Origin of the sequence: Rhodopseudomonas sp. BAL398, from assembly GCF_033001325.1 — a bacterium.
In the GTDB taxonomy this organism is placed as follows: domain Bacteria; phylum Pseudomonadota; class Alphaproteobacteria; order Rhizobiales; family Xanthobacteraceae; genus JARJEH01.
This window is the reverse complement of record NZ_CP133113.1, coordinates 1-17,850: the sequence shown is the minus strand read 5'-3', so window position 1 is coordinate 17,850 and position 17,850 is coordinate 1. Positions and strand designations below refer to the sequence as shown.

Genomic DNA, 17,850 nt, shown 5'->3' with positions numbered 1-17,850 from the left:
GCGCATTAGATCAGCCGTGGTGAAGCTCGTCCCGCTGGCTTTCAGGCCGAGCCCGGCGAAACTTTCGAAGATGATCCGGGCGAGGTTGTTCCAGTTGCCGATGATGTAGGCGAAGACGCCGACGAACAGCGTCTTCTTCACCAGGCGGGCCATGATGTCGTCGTCGGCGCCCCACGACCAGAACAGCGCGGCGAGCGTCACGTCGATGACGATCAGGGTGGTGGCAATGAAGGCGACTTCGCCGCTGAGCAACCCGAATCCGCTGTCGATGTAGCGGGTGAAGACCTCAAGGAAATGGTCGATGACGCCGGTGCCGCCCATGATGTTATCTCGCCTCGTCGAGCTGCGGCGGCGCGATCGGTGCGGCGGGTTCCAAGGCCGGCTGATCGGTGCGATCCCATTGGGGAGCGGCGCTGTCTCGCGGCGCTGGCGGCATGTCCGGCAGTCGCTCGGCAGGTCGCGCGCCAGGGGCGAGGAAGCGGTTGCGGTTCTCCGCCCAGGCCCGCAGGCAGGCCGGATCGCGGGGCCCCGCTTCGCCAAGCGCCTGGCAGCGGATCAACTCGTCGCGCAGCGGATCAGCCTGCGCCTGAGCTGGTCCGGCCGGACGGCCAGGCCTCGGACGCTTCCTCTTTCCGGCTCATCTCGATCGCGGTCGCGGTGATCGCGACCGCGACGAGGACTACGGCGCCAAGCCGGGCGAGCATCTTGCCGTCCATGACCGCGTCCTCAGTTGCCGTTCGGGAACATGTGGGCGTTGCCCGGCTGGTAGCCGCTGCCCGGCGTCAGGAATCGACGGCGCTGCTCGCGGCCCTGTTCGGCTGCGGCCGAGCGCTCGGCCTCGGACAGGCTCTGCGCGCGACCGTTTGCGGCGACGACGGCCGTGAGGTCCGCGAGCTGCTGCGCTTGCAACGCCAAAAGTTGGTTGCCGGCCTGTGTCGCCTGCAGCGCGCCCGTCGCGCCCTGGCTCTGGCCGACCAGCGCTGCGATCTGGGTCCGGTTCGTGTCGATGTTACCCACGACGCCCGCCTGGACGCGCATGGCGTCCTGTAGGCCGCCGACGGTGTTCTGCCAGCGCTCGCGCGCACCGGCCACGAGCTGCTGGTCCGAGGACGAAATCGACGCATTGCCGTAGGTCGTGCGGAACGCCTGATCGATGTTCTGCACGTTGTATGCGATGCGTTGCGCTTCGCCCAAAAGCTGTTGCGTGCGCTGAACGGACTGCTGGAGCTGCTGGAGAGACGAAAACGGCAGGCTCGTAAGGTTGCGAGCCTGATTGATCAGACCGGTCGCCTCGTTCTGAAGCGACGTGATCTGGTTGTTGATCTGCTGAAGCGCTCGCGTGGCGGTCAGAAGATTCTGGGCGTAGTTGGTGGGGTCGTAGACGATCCCGCCAAACTGCGCGTGGGCGGGCGGCGCCATAAACGGCATCACGGCGACGGAAGCCGTCAGCAGCGCTGCGGTCATGCGCAGCACGCGCGAGCGGGAATGAACGGAACGGGTCATGGGCGTGCCTCCGGATCGGTTTGGGGAGTGACGTTGGTGAGGTCGGCGATGAGGTCGGCAGCCCAGGCGAGCCGGTTTTCGGCAAGCCACTCGACAAGGAAGCCGTCCGTGCCGCTGCGGGCATGGACTTCCGCGATGAGCGCCTGGTGCTGCTTCGATGAGGCGGCGCAGAGCGCCAATGCGACATCGGACAGGCCCAGCTCGAACAGCCGGTTGCCGCGCCGGGACTGGCAGTAGTAATCGCGCTTGGGCATCGCCCGTGCGAGGATCTCGATCTGGCGATCGTTGAGGCCGAAGCGGCGATAGATGGCCGTGATCTGCGGCTCGATCGCGCGTTCGTTCGGCAACAGGATGCGGGTCTGACAGCTCTCGATGATGGCCGGCGCGATCGCCGATCCGTCGATGTCCGACAGCGACTGCGTAGCGAAGATGACGCTGGCGTTCTTCTTGCGCAGCGTCTTCAGCCATTCGCGGAGCTGGCCCGCAAAGCCCTCATCGTCGAGGGCGAGCCAGCCTTCATCGACGATCAACAGCGTCGGCCGCCCGTCGAGGCGGTCCTCGATGCGGTGGAAGAGATAGGCAAGCACGGCGGCAGCGGCGCCGGTGCCGATCAACCCTTCGGTTTCGAAGACCTGAACATTGGCTTCGCCCAGATGCTCGGCCTCGGCGTCGAGCAGCCGACCATAGGGACCGCCGACGCAATAAGGTCGCAGCGCCTGCTTGAGATCGTTGGACTGGAGTAGGACGGACAATCCCGTCAGCGTCCGCTCGGTGATTGGCGCCGATGCCAGCGAGAACAAGGCCGACCAGAGATGCTCCTTCACCTCCGGCGTTACGGCCACGCTCTCGCGCATTAGGATCGCGACCAGCCAGTCGGAGGCCCATGCACGCTCAGCGACATCGTCGATGCGCGCGAGCGGCTGAAGCGACACGCTGTCGTCTGAGCCTTCGGTGAGGCCGCCGCCGAGATCGTGCCAGTCGCCACGCATGGCGAGCGCGGCTGCCCGGATCGAGCCACCGAAATCGAAAGCGAAGACCTGGGATTGCCGATAGCGCCGGAACTGCAACGCCATCAGCGCCAGCAGCACCGACTTGCCGGCGCCTGTGGGGCCGACGATCAGCGTATGGCCGACATCGCCGACATGGATGGAAAGCCGGAACGGGGTCGAGCCTTCGGTTTTGCCGAAGAGCAGTGGGGGTGCTGCAAAATGCTCGTCCCGTTCCGGTCCCGCCCACACCGCCGACAGCGGGATCATGTGGGCGAGATTCAGTGTGTTGATCGGGGGTTGGCGGAAATTGGCGTAGACATGGCCGGGCAGCGAGCCGAGCCAGGCGTCCACAGCGTTGATCGTCTCGGGCATCGCGGTGAAGTCGCGGCCCTGGATGACCTTCTCGACCATCCGCAGCTTCTCGGCGGCGATGCGCGGATCATCGTCCCAGACAGTGATCGTCGCGGTCACATAGGCCTGGCCGGCATAATCGGCGCCCAGCTCCTGCAACGCCATGTCGGCATCGGCCGCCTTGTTGGACGCATCGGTGTCCACGAGGGCGGAGGCCTCGTTGGTCATCACCTCCTTCAGGATGGCGGCGATCGATTTGCGCTTGGCGAACCATTGCCGCCGGATCTTGGTCAGCAGCTTGGTGGCGTCGGTCTTGTCGAGGAGGACTGCCCGCGTCGACCAGCGATACGGAAAGGCCAGCCGGTTCAGCTCGTCGAGGATGCCGGGCGTGGTTGCGGTCGGAAAGCCGACTATGGTGAGGATGCGGACATGCGCGTCGCCGAGCCGGGGTTCGAGCCCGCCGGTCAGCGGCTGATCGGCGAGCAGCGCATCGAGATACATCGGCGTCTCGGGGACGCGGACGCGATGCCGCTTCGTTGAGACGGTCGAGTGCAGATAGGTCAGCGTCTCGCCGTCATCGAGCCAGGCGCATTCCGGCATGAAGGCGTCGATAAGCTGGAGGATGCGATCGGTGCGGTCGGCGAAACCGCGCAGGATCTCGTGCGCGTCGACGCCGGTGTGATCGCGGCCCTCGTAGAGCCAGGTCTCGGCCCGTGCGGCGTCCTCGGCCGGCGGCAGATAAAGGAAGGTCAGGAAGTAGCTGGACTCGAAATGCGCGCCGGCCTCTTCGAAATCTGCCTTGCGTTCCGCGTCGACCAGGCCGGATGCGCTGTCGGCGAACACGCTGGCCGGATAGGTCGCGGCGCCATGGCGCTGCGCTTCGACGAAGATGGCCCAGCCGGAGCCGAGGCGACGGAAGGCGTTGTTGAGCCGGCCGGCGACAGCGACCAGTTCGGCCGGCACGGCGCTGTCGAGGTCGGGGCCGCGGAAGCGCGCGGTGCGCTGCAGGCTGCCGTCCTTGTTCAGCACGATGCCTTCGCCGACCAGCGCCACCCAGGGCAGGAAGTCGGCGAGCCGCGTATTGCGGTTGCGATATTCGGCGAGGTTCATCATCGGCGTCGCTCCTCAGACCGACAGGTGGCCGGGGATGCGCAGATGCTTGCGCACGACGTCGACGAACTGCGGATCGCGCTTGGCAGCCCAGACGGCTGCGAAATGCCCGACAGCCCAGAGGCCGAGGCCGACCAGCCAGAGGCGCAGGCCCAGGCCGAGCGCGGCCGCCAGCGTGCCGTTGAGGATGGCGAGCGAGCGCGGAGCGCCGCCGAGCAGGATATGCTCGGTCAGCGCCCGATGGACCGGGACCGAGAAGCCCGGCAACTCGCCGCCATGGTCCGCGCCGTCGGCCATCAGACGAGCGCTCCGCCGCCGAACGAGAAGAACGACAGGAAGAAGCTCGATGCGGCGAAGGCGATCGACAGGCCGAAGACGATCTGGATCAGACGACGCGCGCCGCCCGACGTATCGCCGAAGGCGAGCGTCAGGCCGGTGATGATGATGATCATCACCGCGATGATCTTGGCGACCGGCCCCTCGATCGATTCGAGGATCGATTGCAGCGGTGCCTCCCAGGGCATCGACGAGCCGGAGGCGTGGGCGGCCGGCGCGAGCGCCAGCGTGAGAAAACTGACGGACACCGCCGTGGCGATATGGCGGCGGATGCGCAAAGCATGCTGGATCATGACGGGTCTCCTGTGAGGGGCTGGCTTGCGGGGGTGACGCGGTAGTCGCCGTCGGGGCCGAGACCCTCGATGCGGGCGAGTTCGGCGAGCCGGCGCGAGGCGCCGCGGCCGGAGAGCACGGCGACGAGATCGATCGTTTCGGCGATCAGCGCGCGCGGGACGGTGACGACGGCTTCCTGGATGAGCTGCTCCATCCGACGCAGCGCGCCGATGGCGGTGCCGGCGTGGATCGTTCCGACGCCGCCGGGGTGGCCGGTGCCCCAGGCCTTCAACAGATCGAGCGCCTCGGCGCCGCGCACCTCTCCAATCGGGATGCGGTCGGGGCGCAGGCGAAGCGAAGAGCGAACCAGATCGGAGAGCGAGGCGACGCCGTCCTTGGTCCGCATCGCGACCAGATTTGGCGCGGCGCATTGCAGCTCGCGCGTATCCTCGATCAGCACGACGCGGTCGGAGGTCTTCGAGACCTCGGCTAGCAGCGCGTTGGTAAGCGTGGTCTTGCCTGTCGACGTCCCGCCGGCGACCAGAATGTTGCGGCGGTCGGCGACGGCCTGGCGCAGCGTCTCGGCCTGACCGCCCGCCATGATCCCGGCGGCGACGTAATCGTCGAGCGTGAAGACGGCGACGGCGGGCTTGCGGATCGCGAAGGCCGGCGCGGACACCACGGGAGGCAACAGCCCCTCGAACCGCTCTCCCGTCTCGGGCAGCTCGGCCGAGACACGCGGGGCGCCGGGATGAACCTCCGCGCCGACATGATGGGCGACGAGGCGGATGATCCGCTCGCCGTCCGACGGCGACAGCAGCTCTCCCGTGTCGGAAAGTCCTTCGGAAAGCCGGTCGACCCAGAGCCGCCCATCGGGGTTGAGCATCACCTCGACGATCGCGGGGTCTTCCAGAAACCGGGCGATCGCCGGCCCGAGGGCCGTGCGCAGCATGCGCGCGCCGCGAAGGATCGCCTCCGATTTCTGGTGAGTGGCCGCCACGTCGTCCCCGTTCTCTTGCGGGACCGCGACATGCGGCCCTGGATCGGGGATGAGTAGAAGAGGCAGAAATCATGGCCTGACAACAACCATAATGTGGTCGTCGTACTGTGGCGTACAAATACAGGGAAACGGCGGAACGCCGGAATACTTGAAGTGGACGTGGCCGTGATTAATCCGCGTCGTGCGCGGGCGTGATGTCCTCGGAAATCTCTTGCCGTAGCTTGGGCCCGTGAGCGAGTCGCCGGCCGAGCGCGGTGACGAACGCTTCGTAGCGCTCGCCGGCTTTGGCGCGCGCCGCTGCCTGGGCGGGCTCGGGGAGCGGCGGGTTCGTCGTCAGCCAGAATCGGATGAAGACGGCCAGCGTTTCGACGGCGATTCCAAGATCACGCTCCATACGCGCCATTCGCCGGTCGAGCTGGTCGAGCCGTTTCGTCGTAGCCGCCTCCTGCCGTTCGGCAGCGTCGGGCGACAGGAAGGAGGCGATGCCAGCTTCCGCGATCAGCGAGAGGGATTGATCGCGCCGGGCGGCGTGCGCGGCGAGCGCCTTCATGACGTCGGGTTCGAGATACACCGATAGCCGCTGCTTTTTGGGAGGCTTTGCCATGGTGCCTCCTAAAGCTCGATACCGTCGCCGGGATCGAGCGATGCTTGGCGTGCGACCTGGCGCATGGTCTGATTCATCCTCGAGAGACGTGCGGCGTCCTCGTCGGCGTCATCGCGAGGATCGATCTCAAATTCGTTTTCGATGGGCTGCCTTGGCTCGACGGGCTTTGCGCGGCTCAGTTCCGGCTGATGCCGGCGCTCGGAGTCGGTCGTATCCTCATCCTCCGATCCATGCTCGCCGTTGGTCGCGATCGACACGGTCGGCGCCGCTGGAAGCGGCAGCGCGCTCCAGTCATCGGGCCGTGCCGTTGTCGGTTTCACCAGGTTCGGCGGCGTTACGATGCGCTCCTGAAACCGGCGATCCTCATAGTACCGCGCTTTCTTCGCGCGGATCGGTGGCGTACCGGCAACCATGACGATCTCGTCGGAAGGCGGAAGCTGCATGATCTCGCCAGGCGTCATCAGTTGCCGGGCTGTTTCCGAGCGCGAGACCATCATGTGGCCGAGCCAGGGCGACAGGCGGTGACCGGCATAGTTCTTCATCGCGCGCATCTCGGTCGCGGTGCCGAGCGCGTCCGAGACACGTTTGGCGGTCCGTTCGTCATTGGTCGCGAAGCTGACGCGCACATGGCAATTATCGAGGATCGAATTATTTGGCCCATAGGCCTTCTCGATCTGATTCAGCGACTGGGCGATGAGGAAGGCTTTGAGACCGTAACCGGCCATGAACGCCAGGGCGCTCTCGAAGAAGTCGAGGCGGCCGAGCGCCGGAAATTCGTCGAGCATCAGGAGAAGGCGATGGCGGTTGCCCTTCGCCTTCAGATCCTCCGTGAGCCGCCGGCCGATCTGATTGAGGATCAGCCGGATCAGCGGCTTGGTCCGGTTGATGTCCGACGGCGGCACCACGAGGTAGAGCGTGGTCGGATGCTTGCTGCCGACGATATCGACGATGCGCCAGTCGCAGCGGCGTGTGACCTCGGCGACGACAGGATCGCGATAGAGGCCGAGGAACGACATCGCGGTGGACAGCACGCCGGACCGCTCGTTGTCGGATTTGTTCAGCAGCTCGCGCGCGGCGCTGGCGATCACCGGATGCGGTCCGGCCTCGCCGAGATGCGCCGTCCTCATCATGGCGGCGAGCGTTGAATCGATCGGCCGCTTCGGGTCGGAGAGGAAGGCGGCAACGCCAGCCAAGGTCTTGTCGGCCTCGGCGTAGAGGACGTGCAGGATGGCGCCGACCAGCAATGCGTGGCTGGTTTTTTCCCAGTGGTTCCGTTTCTCCAGCGAGCCCTCCGGGTCGACCAGGATGTCGGCGATATTCTGGACGTCGCGGACCTCCCATTCGCCGCGGCGGACCTCGAGCAGAGGATTGTAGGCGGCGGACTTCGCGTTCGTCGGATCGAACAGCAGCACGCGACCATGACGCGCGCGGAAGCCGGCGGTGAGTTGCCAGTTCTCCCCTTTGATGTCGTGGACGATCGCCGAGCCAGGCCAGGTCAGCAGCGATGGCACGACCAGGCCGACGCCCTTGCCGGATCGGGTGGGCGCAAAGCACAGCACATGCTCGGGACCATCGTGGCGGAGATAGTCCCGATCGAACTTCCCCAGGATGACGCCATCCGCGCCCAGCAGGCCAGCGGCGCTCACTTCGCGGGCGACGGCCCATCGGGCGGAGCCGAACGTCTCGGCGTTCTTGGCCTCACGCGCCCTCCAGACGGACATGCCGATCGCGACGGCGATGGAGATGAAGCCGCCGGACGCGGCGATATAGGCGCCCTCGATGAAGATCGGCGGGGCATAGGCATCGTAGAAATACCACCACCAGAAGAAGGCCGGTGGATAGTAGATTGGCCAGCCGGCCAGCTCGAACCAGGGGAGTCCGAGCTGTGGTTGGAAGCCGAGCCGATAGGCCGTCCACTGCGTCGCCGCCCAGGTTGTCATGACGATGATGAGGAAGACGGTGAGGATCTGGCCCCAGAGGATCTTGGTCGCCGACATGGCGGGCACTCCTTGCTTGATTGGGCTACATGCCGAGGCCACGGTTGCGGCCGAAGCTCCAGTCGACGCCGCCTGCGCCGCGCGACACGCCGGAGACATGCTGGCCGATCTGGCGTTCGAGGGATGGCGACCAAGGCACGAGCTGGAAGCCGAGGCTGTCGTCGATCATGGCGAAGCGGCCCGAGGCGAGGGCGAAGCGCTGGCGGTAAGTGCCCGCCACATACTCGCCCGTTGCGGCCTTCGAAAATTGTCGGCCGGTCTCGGCCGCGAGCTTTTCGCCAAGGGCCTCGACCTCGCGCTGCCTCAGCGTGTCGATCAGCCCGGGGGAGAAGCTGACGCCGCGTGTCTGCCTCTCGGCAAGGCCCTGACCAACGAGATGTTCGGCCCGCCTGTCCATCGCCTGGCGCACCTCGGCGCCGAAGCCGCCGCCTCCGAGGGCAACGGGATCGCGGGCGATAGCCTGCCGGTCGAGCCAGGTTGCGCCGGTCGCATGGACTTGGGCGGAGATGTCGAGGTCGGAGCGGACGGCGAGCGCGACGCGGCGGCGGCCTTGCGCGTCGTCGAATTTGCGCAGCTCGACGATCGAGCCCGGCGCGCTGTCGCCGGCGGCGTCGAGGTCGGGCAGCTTGATGTGATGGGTGCGTCCGTCCGTGCCGTCGACCACGGCATAGGCCGTGCCCTTCAGCTCGTCATCGAGACCGCGATCGACCAACCGCCCGATGACCGGGTCGTTGACGCTCTCGCCGGCGAGCACATAGCTGGCGGCGCCGCGCTCGATGCCGCGCTCGGTCAGGCCGCGATGGATGCGCTTGATGATGTCGCCACGCTCGCCCAGCTCGCGCAACGTCGCCTCGGCATGCTCGGTCACGACCCATTGGCCGGGGCCGACCTGATCGGCGAGGCCGAGCGTCTCCAGCTTCCGCAGGCGGCCGACCTTCATCGCGTGGAATTCGTCGGGCTGGCGGTCGGGGTGCGGGGCGAGATCGACGACGCCGGTGCGATAGCTGTCGCGGGCAAGTTGCCGGTCGAGATTAGTCCAGCGCTCGGCGTCGATCTGACGTTGGAGATTGCGGCGGATCTCGTGATCGGTGCGCGGCCCCAGCTCCTGCGTGACGAGGTCCTGCGCGCGGGCGCGCATGCCTTCCTTGATGTAGTCGCGCGAGATGACGAGGTCCTGGCCGTCATCGGTGCGCCCGCGCAGGATGATATGGACGTGGGGATTGTCGGTATTCCAGTGATCGACCCCGACCCAATCGAGCTTTGTGCCGAGGTCGGTCTCCATCTGCCCCATCAGGTCGCGGGCGAAGGTCTTGAGGTCGGACATCTCGGTCGCGTCCTCGGGCGAGACGATGAAGCGGAAGTGGTGGCGATCGTCCTGGGTGCGCTCGGCGAAAGCCTTGGGGTCGGCGTCCTCAGTCTCCGGTCCGAACAGCCGGGCCTTCTCCCCATCCCGGGTGACGCCCTCGCGCCGGAGATAGCTGAGGTGCGCGGCGAGCGGCGCGGCCCGCGCTGAGTGCCGGACGACGCGGGTCTTGATCACCGTGTTGCGCGATCGGCTGGTGAGCAGACGATTGGCCTGCACCGTCGCGCGCTGGCCGCGGCCGAACCGCGAGCGGTTGCCCGAGCTGATCTTGCCGGAGCGCGAGACGCTGCCGCCGGCGCGCTGGGCGGCCGCCAGCGCCTGGGCGATGAAGGGCCGCGCCTGTTGTGCGCGGGTGGATCGGATGCGGCCCGGCCGGATGCGGAAATCGTCCTCGCCGCTCATCGCCGGGACCCCGCACATCGTGCAAACGCGCGGAAATCCTTGGCGAAATGGCGGATGCGCAGGCTGCGCCGATCAGGCGCACCTCGCGCAAATGCGCCATAAGTCTCTGAAAACACACGACCGCACCAAGCCGCACCTCGCGCGCTTTTATCTCGCCATCGTGCGGTTGTGTTGCCTGCTCCTCCTCCTCGGACCGCCATCCGTCCGCCAGAGCATGCCATTGCCCGATCAGGTGCGAACGCGGTCATCGCGGGACACCGGAGGCATTGCGAGCGACGAACAGCCCATCGGTGCGTGGCGCAATCGCGCTTTGATCGCGCGCTGGGGCTGGTGTTATCGCGTCATCCGGCTCGCTTTCACGATGCACCGGAACGACACTCCCGCTGCCAGATGACTGCACGACGAAGAGCGGCGCACGGGTCCAGGCGAGCGGATCGGCGGTCGCCACCATGACAGGGACGATGTTCTCACCGCCGCCGAGAACGGGCGCGAGCATGGCGACATAGGCGCGCGTTTCGGCGGGCAATGGACGGCCGGCGAGATACTCTTCGTAGCGCCCGGGACCAGCATTGTAGGCGGCGAGGAAGCCCGGCGAACCGTAGCGGTCGTGCATCTCGCGCAGATACGCCGCGCCCGCCAGAATGTTGTCGCGTGGATCGTATGGGTTCGAGCCGAGGCCGTGACGGGCGCGAAGGCTGGCCCAGGTATCGGGCATGATCTGCATCAGGCCCATCGCACCCTTCGGCGAGATGTGGTAATTCACCCGCTTTCGACGCGCATGACCGCCCGAATTCCCGCCACGTCGGGAATGCCGAACCGCTGCGCCGCTTCGGTTACGAAGACGGCATAGGGATCGACGCGTGACGAGCGTTCGGCGGGGGTCTCCTGCGCGTTCGCCGATGGGCAAAGCGGCGCGGCCAGAAGCAGGCCGGAAAGGAGAAGGAAGGCTGTGCGCCGGAGGGGGATGCTCCCTCCGACGACAGACGCGTGACAAATGAGAGACATCGCTCAGTCCCGCTCCCCGCGCTTCGGCGGGCGATTCCAGCTCAGTCCCCAGGCGGACTTGTCGTCGACCGACTGGAAGAGATTGGCGCGGATCGGATGACCAAAGGTCGGATCGTCGATCTGCAGCGAAACGTAGTCGCCGGCCTTCTCGCCGGTGCGCTTCCATCCCGCGCCGATCTCCGGGCCGTCGTCGTCGGGGCCGAGATGGATGCGGAAGTCGGGCGCATTCTCGGCATCGGAACTCTCTGCCGGCACGAGCACCAATTCGGCATCGATGGTGAGCGTGCGGACGCGACCCGCATAGCCGCTCTTGGTGCGCGTGAATTGACCGATCAGGGACATGAGTTTCTCCTTGGCTATGCGGTGGACAAGGTCGTGGGCGCGCCGTCACCGCGTCGGCGCGCGCCAGACGAAGCGGCCATCGCTGTCCTCGTCGGTGTAGAGAGGGGTGGCCCGACCGATGACGAAGAGCTGGTGGGAAGCGGGCCGAACAGCGTCCGTTCATACTGTCGCGGGCCAGTTCATCAGGAAGAGTTCGCCGTCAGCGACGACGCGGCATCCCTGCCACATGGCCAACTGGTCGCCCGCGACGGTCGTGGTCGAGGGCATCTCCCATGGCGATGCCGTCGACGGTGATCGCGTTGCCGTTCCGGCAAATGCGCTGCCCAGGAAGCGCTGCGACGTGCTTCATGAGAGGCACGCCGCGCGGGAGATATCCGCCGTCCGAGAGGAAGGTCGCGAGCGGTTCTGGCGCGCGGACCGCAACCAGATCCGTGACATCGAGCCGTCCAGGCGCGTCTATCGCATACAGGCCGATCGGCGTGCTGGCGGAGGCATTCCAGATCAGCTTCGCGAACGATACGATTGTAGGCACGCCCATCAGCATCACCGCCAGGTAGGTCGTCATGACATAGGCAAAGCGGCTCATGGCATGATCCTCCGGCGCAGGAGGAAGGCGCGATGCTGCTGCGCGTCGTAGGCGCGCGGTGCTTCACCGACGGTCAGGCGGTTGTGGACGTGTCGCCAGTGTTCCGGCGAAACGTCCATCGCGTCGATGCCCCGCGCCTCGATCGCGTCGATGAACTGGAGCACGCGCTCGACCTTCGGCCATCCATCCGCGCGCAACAGGATGTCGCCGCCGGCGCGCACGAACGGCAGCGTCTGGCAGGGCTCGCCGACACTTACGGCGCGCACTATGTCGAGGCGCGACAGCGCGGTGCCGAAATCATTCGAGGTCCAGCGAACGAAGGCGAAGACGCTGTCCGGCGCGAACGACACGACGCGTCGGCGGCGGTCGATGATCTGTTCCGCGACCTCGCGGCCGAACCTGATCCAGAATTCGATTTTCTTCTCGATCCATGTCAGTTCGACCTGGGTCAGGACATCGGCCGCGGGCGAAGACGGCAAGCCGCTGCGCAGCGACGTGTCGGCGACACCGATCATCGGGGCTCTCCTTCACTGGTTGGGAACTCGCGTTCGAACAGCGCGCGCAGCATGTCGGCGACGGTCTGTCCGCGCTGGAATGCGGCGATCTTGATCCGGCCGCGCATGTCGGCGGTGACGTCGATCGTCAGCCTGGCCGTGAAGTCGGCGGTAGCCTCCACGCGGGGCGACGGACGGTCTGGCGCCTTGATCCAGCTTTCCGGATCGGCCGGGCGGGCCGCGAAGCTGCGTTTCGAGGAGCGCTCGCTCATGTCCCGATCCTCATGACTTCGGCTGCGAGCGCGGCGATCTCCCGCGCGGCGGGCGACGAGTCGTCCGCTCGGCCGCGAGCCGCCCGGTCTGCACGACATCGGCGAATGCGATGCGCTGGCCGATGGTGGTCAGGAGCGGCGGCGGATCGTGCTCCGCGAGCGTCTCGGCGGTGTCGCGGGCGAGGATCGTGCGGGCCGCACAGCGGTTCAGCACGAACCGCGCCTTGAGATCCGGTCGATAGATCCGCGCTTCGCTGAGCAGCGTCAGCATCTCGGCGGAAGCCCAACCGTCGAGCGGCGATGGCTGCACCGGGATCAGCACGAGGTCGGCAGCCAGCAGCGCAGAGCGCATCAGGCCAGCGACACGCGGCGGTCCGTCGATGACGACGTGATCGACGTCGCGCGCCAGCTCCGGCGCTTCACGGTGGAGCGTGTCGCGCGCCAGGCCGACGACACCGAAGAGCCGCTGCAATCCCTCCCGGTTGCGTTGCTGCGACCAGTCCAGCGCCGAGCCCTGGGGGTCGGCGTCGATCAATGTGACGCGCTTGCCGCAGCGCGCCCATTCGCCGGCGAGATGCAGCGCCAGCGTCGTCTTCCCGACACCGCCCTTCTGGTTGAGGAACGCGACGATCATGACGGTCTCCCGGCGATCAGGGACTCGTCCACAGCGGTCGAAAAACCGGGTTCCGTTAGAAAGATTCCGTAGGAATCTAGGTTAGATAAGTTACGGCGCTCGCAAGCTGCTGATTCAGCGTGATGAATCGGCGATTCCGGTCCCCGATAGCACGAGAGTCCGGTCCCCGATGGCACGATAGTGCCGGTCCCTGATAGCACGAGATGATTCACAGCTTATCCCCAGGGTGACTTGTCGAGCGGCGGCGGCGGCGCGGGATGCCGAGCGCGTCCGGATCGGTTGGTGCGAAGGACAGGATTTCCGGCCCGCCAAGGCATTGCTCGATGGTGAGCCGGTAGCCCGGCAGCGGCTGGCGCCGGACGATGTCGCGCAGGTCGTAGGCGAAGTGCTTGAGCGGCGAGAGGCTGCCCGACTTGGCGTGGAGATGAGGGAAATCGAAGCTCCAGCCGAATTCCTGCTTGCCGCCGTGCTTACGCACCAGGCGGTAAAGCCAGCGCTCCAGCCCGCCAGTGAGATCGAAGTATTTGCGATCGATCGTCAGCACGAGCGCGTCGTCGAGAACTGCGCCGTAGAACCAGTCGGGGACGATCAGCTCGAGCCCGAGCGGCCGGCCGCGGTGATCGGCGCGCTCCTTCCATTCGTTGATCCAGGAGAAGCGGTGCATTCGCCGCTCGGTGGGCTGGCGGATCGAGGTCGCGATGGTGGTCGATTGCAGCCGGTCGAGCGCAGCCTTCAGGCGGTCGTAGTCGCGCAGCGACACGCCGCGGCCGATGAAGTTCAGAATTTCATAGGGGGTGGTCGCCATCAGGCGCGACGGCCGCAAGCCGACGTCACGCGCTTCGACGATCTGCGAAGCCGCCCAGATCAGGACATCGGCGTCCCAGATCGTCGCCATGCCGTGTTCGGGCACGGCTTCGACGCGGATCTTTACCGAACCCGCCTTGAAGTCGATCGGCGCCAGGCGCTTCGACTTGGCAAGCGAGAAGAATGGATAGGCCATGAGGTCCTGCGCGTCGCGCGGCGCGAGATCGCCGGGCAGCGCCCGAAACAGATCGAGCTGCGCGCGCTCGTCATGCTGTGTGTGACGGGACGACATGGCAGGTCGTCTCAGCGCGGCTGGCGGCCGGCGAAGCGGCGGTCCGAAGGCTCCTGCCGCTTTGCGGGGAGAACCGTACCGCGCGGGTCGGAGGTCGAGCTAACGAGGCCGCGATCCGCCCAGGTCTGGAGATCTTCGATGGCGTAGACGACTCGGCCGCCGAGCTTCCGGTAGGCCGGGCCGGTGCCGTAGGTACGGTGCTTCTCAAGCGTGCGCTCGGACAGTCCGAGGAAGCGAGCGGCTTCCTGCGTGCGCAGGTAGCGTGGCGGGATGCCGGCGGTAGTTTCGGCCATTGTCGAGCCTCCGTGGTCTCGTTGGGGGCCGCTGCCGTCAGGCGGCGGTTCGAGAGCACGGTGGCGTGAAGACGGTGGGTCGGACGATGTCGAAGATAGGAATCTAGTTTCGACACGCCTCAGGCGATCGGCGGCGGGCTATGATCGGCGGGGTCGACGCAGGAGGGAGCGGTAGCCACCCTCGACGAGTTTCATCCCGTCGCGCGCCAGCCGGATGGTGATTTCGCGGAGCGCGTCCCCGGCCCAGGAGGCGGAGTCGATCTTATGGCCGGGGAACAGAGCCTCTCCGATCGATCGATACGTCGCTCCGGCACGACGTCCATCGACCGCGCGCAGCATCTGTCGCGCACGCTCGCGGCGTTGCGGGGTCATTCGAGGGTCGATCGGCACGCGCTTGCCCTTGATCGCGTCCCAGAACCGGGTCAGCGCACTCTGTCGGTCCGGTGTGAGGTCATCGAACATGACCATCGCCGCAAGGGGGTTCTCGTCGCGCGGGTCGGCGAGCGTGACGTCATAGTGCCGCCGCGAATGTCGAGCCTCAGATGAGAAGGGTCGTGTTGGAATATGGCGCGGAGGCGCAGTTCGTCGGCAGTGATGGAGAAGCCGTCAGGACGTGGACCTGCGGCGAACAATATTGCAGCAGGGTCGATTTGTGGGGTCCAGAAGATCTGCTGGGTGTGAGCCGGGACAAGTGGGTCGGCGCCGAAATCGCAACCCCCATAGGTTCGCAAATTCTTCCGCCGTTTCGAGTGAAAGCCGGCCGCTGGACACAAGATCCTGATAGGCTTTCCGGTAGTCGGGGTTTCGGCGCAGGAATTCCCATGCAAGGTCACCCGGATTTAGATTGTCGATATAGTCATAGGCGGTCTCCGACCGCCAACTTTCATCTTCGGACATCCTCCAACGCCTCCGCGCAATTGTGACGCAACGCGAGTCAAGCAGCGGTCACATTCCCAAGTTGAGTATTGCGTGGGAAGAACGAAGTCGGATCAACGTGATGCAGGTTCTGCATCACCTCAGTGCAGGCGGGGACCAAGAAGCTCGCAAAAGCCGTTTTCGGTCATCCATTTCGCGCGAGCGAGGTGGGCGGCGTACACTTGAAAGGCACGTTGGGGTTCGGCGATGGCGTCGAGACCGAACACGACTTCGACTACCTCATGCCAATCTGCACCTTCAGCGTCCGCGTCGAGCAAACGCAGGTACAGCTTCAGGTGCGCCTGATCATAGGCGGTGAGCGATGCCCCGCTTGGCGGTTGGTCCAGGAAGTCGTGTTTGGTCACTTTGATCCCCATTCATAGATGTATCCATTTTGAAGGGGATTGTTAACGATGATTTGGCTGTGCCGTTGTCGCGGGCAACAGGTGCGGGAAGAACGCGCGATGGCGCTCCACCCTGTGACGTCAGGCGTCTTTCTTCCCATGAACCAGCATCACTCCCACGCTTTCGCCGGAGTTGAGGAGGACGACGCCGCTGGCCTCAAAGGCGCGCCGGACCTGATCGCGAGTCGATTCATACACCTCAAGTCCGCTGTCGGATTCGAGGCGCTTCAAAGCGGTCAGTGATACCCGGGCCTTGTCAGCGAGCGTCTCCTGTGTCCAACCCAGCAACGCGCGTGCGGCCCGCGATTGTCGGGCGGTGATCATGCATGATCACCTCCCACTTGGACCTACTCGCACGCTAGAACTACGGCTATAATAGTCGTTCTTGCGGCCCGGGGCCAGCGGTTCTGGCTTTTTGACGCCGGGTTTTGATCGCATTGCCGCGAACTGATTCGGTTCGCGCAGGCGTTTGGCCCCGCCCGGGTTGTCCGGGCGGGGCGTCGCGCTGGCCTTACTCGCCGTTGCGGCGGCCGTTCGGGCGGGACCAGATGAGGCTGAAGCCTTCGCCTTCCTCGTCGTCGAAGAGGTTGGCGTAGATCGGGGCGGTGAAGCTCGGATCGTCGAGCTTGAGGCCGAGATAATCGCGGCCCTCGTTGGAGCGCTTGGACCAGCCGGCGCCGATTTCCACCCGGCCAACAAAGACGCGGTGGCTGGGGCTGTTGTCGCCGGTGCGGTTGGCTTCTGGGACGATCCGGACGTTCTTGGCCTGGAGCGAGAGGGTGACGATTTCGCCGGTAAACTCGTTGTTGCCGGTCTTCTTGAAGGTGCCGATGGTCGCCATGATAGTTCTCCTTGAACTCTGTTCCGAGCCCGCACCATTGCGGCCTCGATGGCGATCGACCGGCCGGAGGCGATTGACGGCGCACCCCGCAGGGGCCTGACAGCAAAGGAGGGACTTTCTTGGTTCGCGAGGAATGACGGCGCAGCCGGTAGGGGAAGAAAGTTTCGACGCCGCTGTTGCGGCATAGGCGATCGAGGCGCAGCCGACCTTCGGCCAGATCAGCCCATTGAAGAGGCCGTTTTGGAGCGGTCGACCTGACAGAGACGCATCACAGGAGAACGTGGCGACGATCCCGAACCGATGGACCGTGACGACGCCTGACACCGCGGTTCAAACCAACTCCGCCAGACGCTACGTTCCGCCGATTCCTGCCCATCGCCCGCGAGATCGTCCCTCTCGGCACTCGCACCGTTGGGAGTGCTTGCACGGTGTTGCCCCCAAGCCTGCCCCGAGGGAATGGCGCATCGGTTGGATTAGCGCGTCGATCCGATCAACGCGATTCATGCGACCCTGCCGACGAGGAGCGCGACATGTAAGACATGAACCCGCCATCCCGCCGCCGGCAGCGATGGTCAGGCCCGCGCGACGGTCTGCCCGGCTGGTCCGGGCGCGGCCATTGCTGTCACCCGGATCAGCGCTGTGACGCCAACGGCGATTGCGCCGACGACGGAGAAGATGATCTGCCAGGTGTCGGACGGCATGGTGTGTTTCACGATGCCATGCGTCGCGTGGTAGCCGGCGAGCGCCGCAGGCGCGACGAAGGCGAGTGCGATGGCGAGCCGTATCCAGAGCTGACGGATGAAGGCGAGCAGGAATTGGCCGAGGCCGAGCGTCAGCGCGGCGGTGGCGAGGCCGACGAGGGTCGCCCCGAGCCAGCCGGCGCCGGTGCTATAGGCCCATGTCCCGGCGCTGACGCCGGCGAAGAACGGCAGCGCGAAGACAGCCAGTGTAAATAGAAGCCAGCACAGAGCGCCGATCGCGGCGATGCTGGCGAGGATGCCGATGAAGATCATGGTGGTGTCCTCCGTGAGATAAAGGTC

22 protein-coding genes and 3 pseudogenes are annotated in these 17,850 nt (G+C 66.0%); all 25 read right to left on the bottom strand.

Translation table 11 applies throughout. The features are described 5' to 3' along the window. The coding region (locus tag RBJ75_RS28440; protein ID WP_317529051.1) for a type IV secretion system protein at nucleotides 1–321 on the bottom strand (321 nt) is incomplete at its 3' end. Between the two features lie 4 nt (nucleotides 322–325). After that, nucleotides 326–559: a putative entry exclusion protein TrbK-alt gene (trbK-alt, locus tag RBJ75_RS29550; RefSeq protein ID WP_411194538.1), complete on the bottom strand. Its 234-nt coding sequence runs from the start codon at nucleotides 557–559 to the stop codon at nucleotides 326–328. Between the two features lie 16 nt (nucleotides 560–575). Further along, nucleotides 576–716, bottom strand: coding sequence for a hypothetical protein (locus RBJ75_RS29545; RefSeq protein WP_411194537.1), 141 nt, complete (start codon nucleotides 714–716; stop codon nucleotides 576–578). Between the two features lie 10 nt (nucleotides 717–726). Continuing rightward, a complete protein-coding gene (trbJ, locus tag RBJ75_RS28430) occupies nucleotides 727–1,503 on the bottom strand; it encodes a P-type conjugative transfer protein TrbJ (protein ID WP_317529050.1) in 777 nt (258 codons plus the stop codon). Beyond that, nucleotides 1,500–3,956 (bottom strand): conjugal transfer protein TrbE, encoded by a 2,457-nt coding sequence (trbE, locus tag RBJ75_RS28425; RefSeq protein WP_276156645.1) that lies wholly within the window; start codon nucleotides 3,954–3,956, stop codon nucleotides 1,500–1,502. The genes trbJ and trbE overlap by 4 nt, the downstream gene beginning before the upstream one ends. A 12-nt stretch (nucleotides 3,957–3,968) precedes the next feature. Continuing rightward, nucleotides 3,969–4,250, bottom strand: coding sequence for a VirB3 family type IV secretion system protein (locus tag RBJ75_RS28420; protein WP_008827607.1), 282 nt, complete (start codon nucleotides 4,248–4,250; stop codon nucleotides 3,969–3,971). Continuing rightward, nucleotides 4,250–4,582: a TrbC/VirB2 family protein gene (locus tag RBJ75_RS28415; RefSeq protein WP_099555744.1), complete on the bottom strand. Its 333-nt coding sequence runs from the start codon at nucleotides 4,580–4,582 to the stop codon at nucleotides 4,250–4,252. Before RBJ75_RS28415 ends, RBJ75_RS28420 begins: the two co-directional genes overlap by 1 nt. Further along, complete coding sequence (gene trbB / locus RBJ75_RS28410) at nucleotides 4,579–5,514, bottom strand: P-type conjugative transfer ATPase TrbB (protein ID WP_411194477.1); 936 nt, start codon at nucleotides 5,512–5,514, stop codon at nucleotides 4,579–4,581. The genes RBJ75_RS28415 and trbB overlap by 4 nt, the downstream gene beginning before the upstream one ends. Before the next feature lie 217 nt (nucleotides 5,515–5,731). Next, nucleotides 5,732–6,166, bottom strand: a complete 435-nt coding sequence (locus RBJ75_RS28405) for a hypothetical protein (protein WP_044416634.1) — start codon at nucleotides 6,164–6,166, stop codon at nucleotides 5,732–5,734. Between the two features lie 8 nt (nucleotides 6,167–6,174). Then, entirely contained in the window at nucleotides 6,175–8,163 is a 1,989-nt protein-coding gene (locus RBJ75_RS28400; protein WP_276156647.1) for a conjugal transfer protein TraG, read from the bottom strand. 25 nt (nucleotides 8,164–8,188) lie between these two features. Continuing rightward, nucleotides 8,189–9,928, bottom strand: coding sequence for a relaxase/mobilization nuclease domain-containing protein (locus RBJ75_RS28395; RefSeq protein ID WP_044413163.1), 1,740 nt, complete (start codon nucleotides 9,926–9,928; stop codon nucleotides 8,189–8,191). A 244-nt stretch (nucleotides 9,929–10,172) separates the two neighbouring features. Then, nucleotides 10,173–10,933: pseudogene (locus RBJ75_RS28390) on the bottom strand (lytic transglycosylase domain-containing protein). Between the two features lie 3 nt (nucleotides 10,934–10,936). After that, nucleotides 10,937–11,275 (bottom strand): DUF736 domain-containing protein, encoded by a 339-nt coding sequence (locus tag RBJ75_RS28385; protein WP_044413525.1) that lies wholly within the window; start codon nucleotides 11,273–11,275, stop codon nucleotides 10,937–10,939. 45 nt (nucleotides 11,276–11,320) lie between these two features. Further along, nucleotides 11,321–11,861: pseudogene (locus RBJ75_RS28380) on the bottom strand (S26 family signal peptidase). Then, the gene (locus RBJ75_RS28375) at nucleotides 11,858–12,376 is read right to left on the bottom strand and encodes a DUF2840 domain-containing protein (RefSeq protein ID WP_044413528.1); all 519 of its coding nucleotides are present in this window, start codon (nucleotides 12,374–12,376) and stop codon (nucleotides 11,858–11,860) included. The pseudogene RBJ75_RS28380 and the gene RBJ75_RS28375 overlap by 4 nt, the downstream one beginning before the upstream one ends. Further along, entirely contained in the window at nucleotides 12,373–12,627 is a 255-nt protein-coding gene (locus RBJ75_RS28370) for a hypothetical protein (RefSeq protein WP_044413529.1), read from the bottom strand. The genes RBJ75_RS28375 and RBJ75_RS28370 overlap by 4 nt, the downstream gene beginning before the upstream one ends. Further along, a pseudogene (parA, locus tag RBJ75_RS28365) lies at nucleotides 12,624–13,261 on the bottom strand (ParA family partition ATPase). The gene RBJ75_RS28370 and the pseudogene parA overlap by 4 nt, the downstream one beginning before the upstream one ends. A 208-nt stretch (nucleotides 13,262–13,469) precedes the next feature. Then, a complete protein-coding gene (locus RBJ75_RS28360; RefSeq protein WP_044417550.1) occupies nucleotides 13,470–14,357 on the bottom strand; it encodes a replication initiator protein A in 888 nt (295 codons plus the stop codon). 11 nt (nucleotides 14,358–14,368) lie between these two features. Next, nucleotides 14,369–14,650, bottom strand: coding sequence for a helix-turn-helix transcriptional regulator (locus RBJ75_RS28355; RefSeq protein WP_044417548.1), 282 nt, complete (start codon nucleotides 14,648–14,650; stop codon nucleotides 14,369–14,371). Between the two features lie 138 nt (nucleotides 14,651–14,788). Further along, complete coding sequence (locus RBJ75_RS28350) at nucleotides 14,789–15,112, bottom strand: DUF2285 domain-containing protein (protein ID WP_317529049.1); 324 nt, start codon at nucleotides 15,110–15,112, stop codon at nucleotides 14,789–14,791. Between the two features lie 144 nt (nucleotides 15,113–15,256). Further along, complete coding sequence (locus RBJ75_RS29540; protein WP_411194478.1) at nucleotides 15,257–15,547, bottom strand: transcriptional regulator domain-containing protein; 291 nt, start codon at nucleotides 15,545–15,547, stop codon at nucleotides 15,257–15,259. A gap of 119 nt (nucleotides 15,548–15,666) precedes the next feature. Then, nucleotides 15,667–15,942 carry a DNA -binding domain-containing protein gene (locus tag RBJ75_RS28345; protein ID WP_152647883.1) on the bottom strand — a complete coding sequence of 92 codons (276 nt, stop codon included), beginning with the start codon at nucleotides 15,940–15,942 and terminating at the stop codon, nucleotides 15,667–15,669. A gap of 108 nt (nucleotides 15,943–16,050) precedes the next feature. After that, nucleotides 16,051–16,293: a multiprotein-bridging factor 1 family protein gene (locus RBJ75_RS28340; protein ID WP_276156648.1), complete on the bottom strand. Its 243-nt coding sequence runs from the start codon at nucleotides 16,291–16,293 to the stop codon at nucleotides 16,051–16,053. 187 nt (nucleotides 16,294–16,480) lie between these two features. Continuing rightward, on the bottom strand, nucleotides 16,481–16,810 hold the full coding sequence (locus tag RBJ75_RS28335) for a DUF736 domain-containing protein (RefSeq protein ID WP_044417949.1): 330 nt from the start codon (nucleotides 16,808–16,810) through the stop codon (nucleotides 16,481–16,483). Between the two features lie 572 nt (nucleotides 16,811–17,382). Continuing rightward, nucleotides 17,383–17,823, bottom strand: a complete 441-nt coding sequence (locus RBJ75_RS28330) for a hypothetical protein (RefSeq protein WP_044417951.1) — start codon at nucleotides 17,821–17,823, stop codon at nucleotides 17,383–17,385. Nucleotides 17,824–17,850: the final 27 nt, after the last annotated feature.

Bases quoted from the DNA above. Each gene is read 5' to 3' on its own strand.
- RBJ75_RS28385 (WP_044413525.1), bottom strand. From the start codon at position 11,275: ATGTCCCTGATCGGTCAATTCACGCGCACCAAGAGCGGCTATGCGGGT.
- RBJ75_RS28405 (WP_044416634.1), bottom strand. From the start codon at position 6,166: ATGGCAAAGCCTCCCAAAAAGCAGCGGCTATCGGTGTATCTCGAACCC.
- RBJ75_RS28370 (WP_044413529.1), bottom strand. From the start codon at position 12,627: ATGAGCGAGCGCTCCTCGAAACGCAGCTTCGCGGCCCGCCCGGCCGAT.
- RBJ75_RS29540 (WP_411194478.1), bottom strand. From the start codon at position 15,547: ATGTCCGAAGATGAAAGTTGGCGGTCGGAGACCGCCTATGACTATATC.
- trbE (WP_276156645.1), bottom strand. From the start codon at position 3,956: ATGATGAACCTCGCCGAATATCGCAACCGCAATACGCGGCTCGCCGAC.
- RBJ75_RS28345 (WP_152647883.1), bottom strand. From the start codon at position 15,942: ATGGGGATCAAAGTGACCAAACACGACTTCCTGGACCAACCGCCAAGC.
- RBJ75_RS28420 (WP_008827607.1), bottom strand. From the start codon at position 4,250: ATGGCCGACGGCGCGGACCATGGCGGCGAGTTGCCGGGCTTCTCGGTC.
- RBJ75_RS28375 (WP_044413528.1), bottom strand. From the start codon at position 12,376: ATGATCGGTGTCGCCGACACGTCGCTGCGCAGCGGCTTGCCGTCTTCG.
- RBJ75_RS28400 (WP_276156647.1), bottom strand. From the start codon at position 8,163: ATGTCGGCGACCAAGATCCTCTGGGGCCAGATCCTCACCGTCTTCCTC.
- RBJ75_RS28415 (WP_099555744.1), bottom strand. From the start codon at position 4,582: ATGATCCAGCATGCTTTGCGCATCCGCCGCCATATCGCCACGGCGGTG.
- RBJ75_RS29545 (WP_411194537.1), bottom strand. From the start codon at position 716: ATGGACGGCAAGATGCTCGCCCGGCTTGGCGCCGTAGTCCTCGTCGCG.
- trbJ (WP_317529050.1), bottom strand. From the start codon at position 1,503: ATGACCCGTTCCGTTCATTCCCGCTCGCGCGTGCTGCGCATGACCGCA.
- RBJ75_RS28360 (WP_044417550.1), bottom strand. From the start codon at position 14,357: ATGTCGTCCCGTCACACACAGCATGACGAGCGCGCGCAGCTCGATCTG.
- RBJ75_RS28355 (WP_044417548.1), bottom strand. From the start codon at position 14,650: ATGGCCGAAACTACCGCCGGCATCCCGCCACGCTACCTGCGCACGCAG.
- RBJ75_RS28330 (WP_044417951.1), bottom strand. From the start codon at position 17,823: ATGATCTTCATCGGCATCCTCGCCAGCATCGCCGCGATCGGCGCTCTG.
- RBJ75_RS28395 (WP_044413163.1), bottom strand. From the start codon at position 9,928: ATGAGCGGCGAGGACGATTTCCGCATCCGGCCGGGCCGCATCCGATCC.
- RBJ75_RS28335 (WP_044417949.1), bottom strand. From the start codon at position 16,810: ATGGCGACCATCGGCACCTTCAAGAAGACCGGCAACAACGAGTTTACC.
- RBJ75_RS28340 (WP_276156648.1), bottom strand. From the start codon at position 16,293: ATGATCACCGCCCGACAATCGCGGGCCGCACGCGCGTTGCTGGGTTGG.
- RBJ75_RS28350 (WP_317529049.1), bottom strand. From the start codon at position 15,112: ATGTTCGATGACCTCACACCGGACCGACAGAGTGCGCTGACCCGGTTC.
- trbB (WP_411194477.1), bottom strand. From the start codon at position 5,514: ATGCTGCGCACGGCCCTCGGGCCGGCGATCGCCCGGTTTCTGGAAGAC.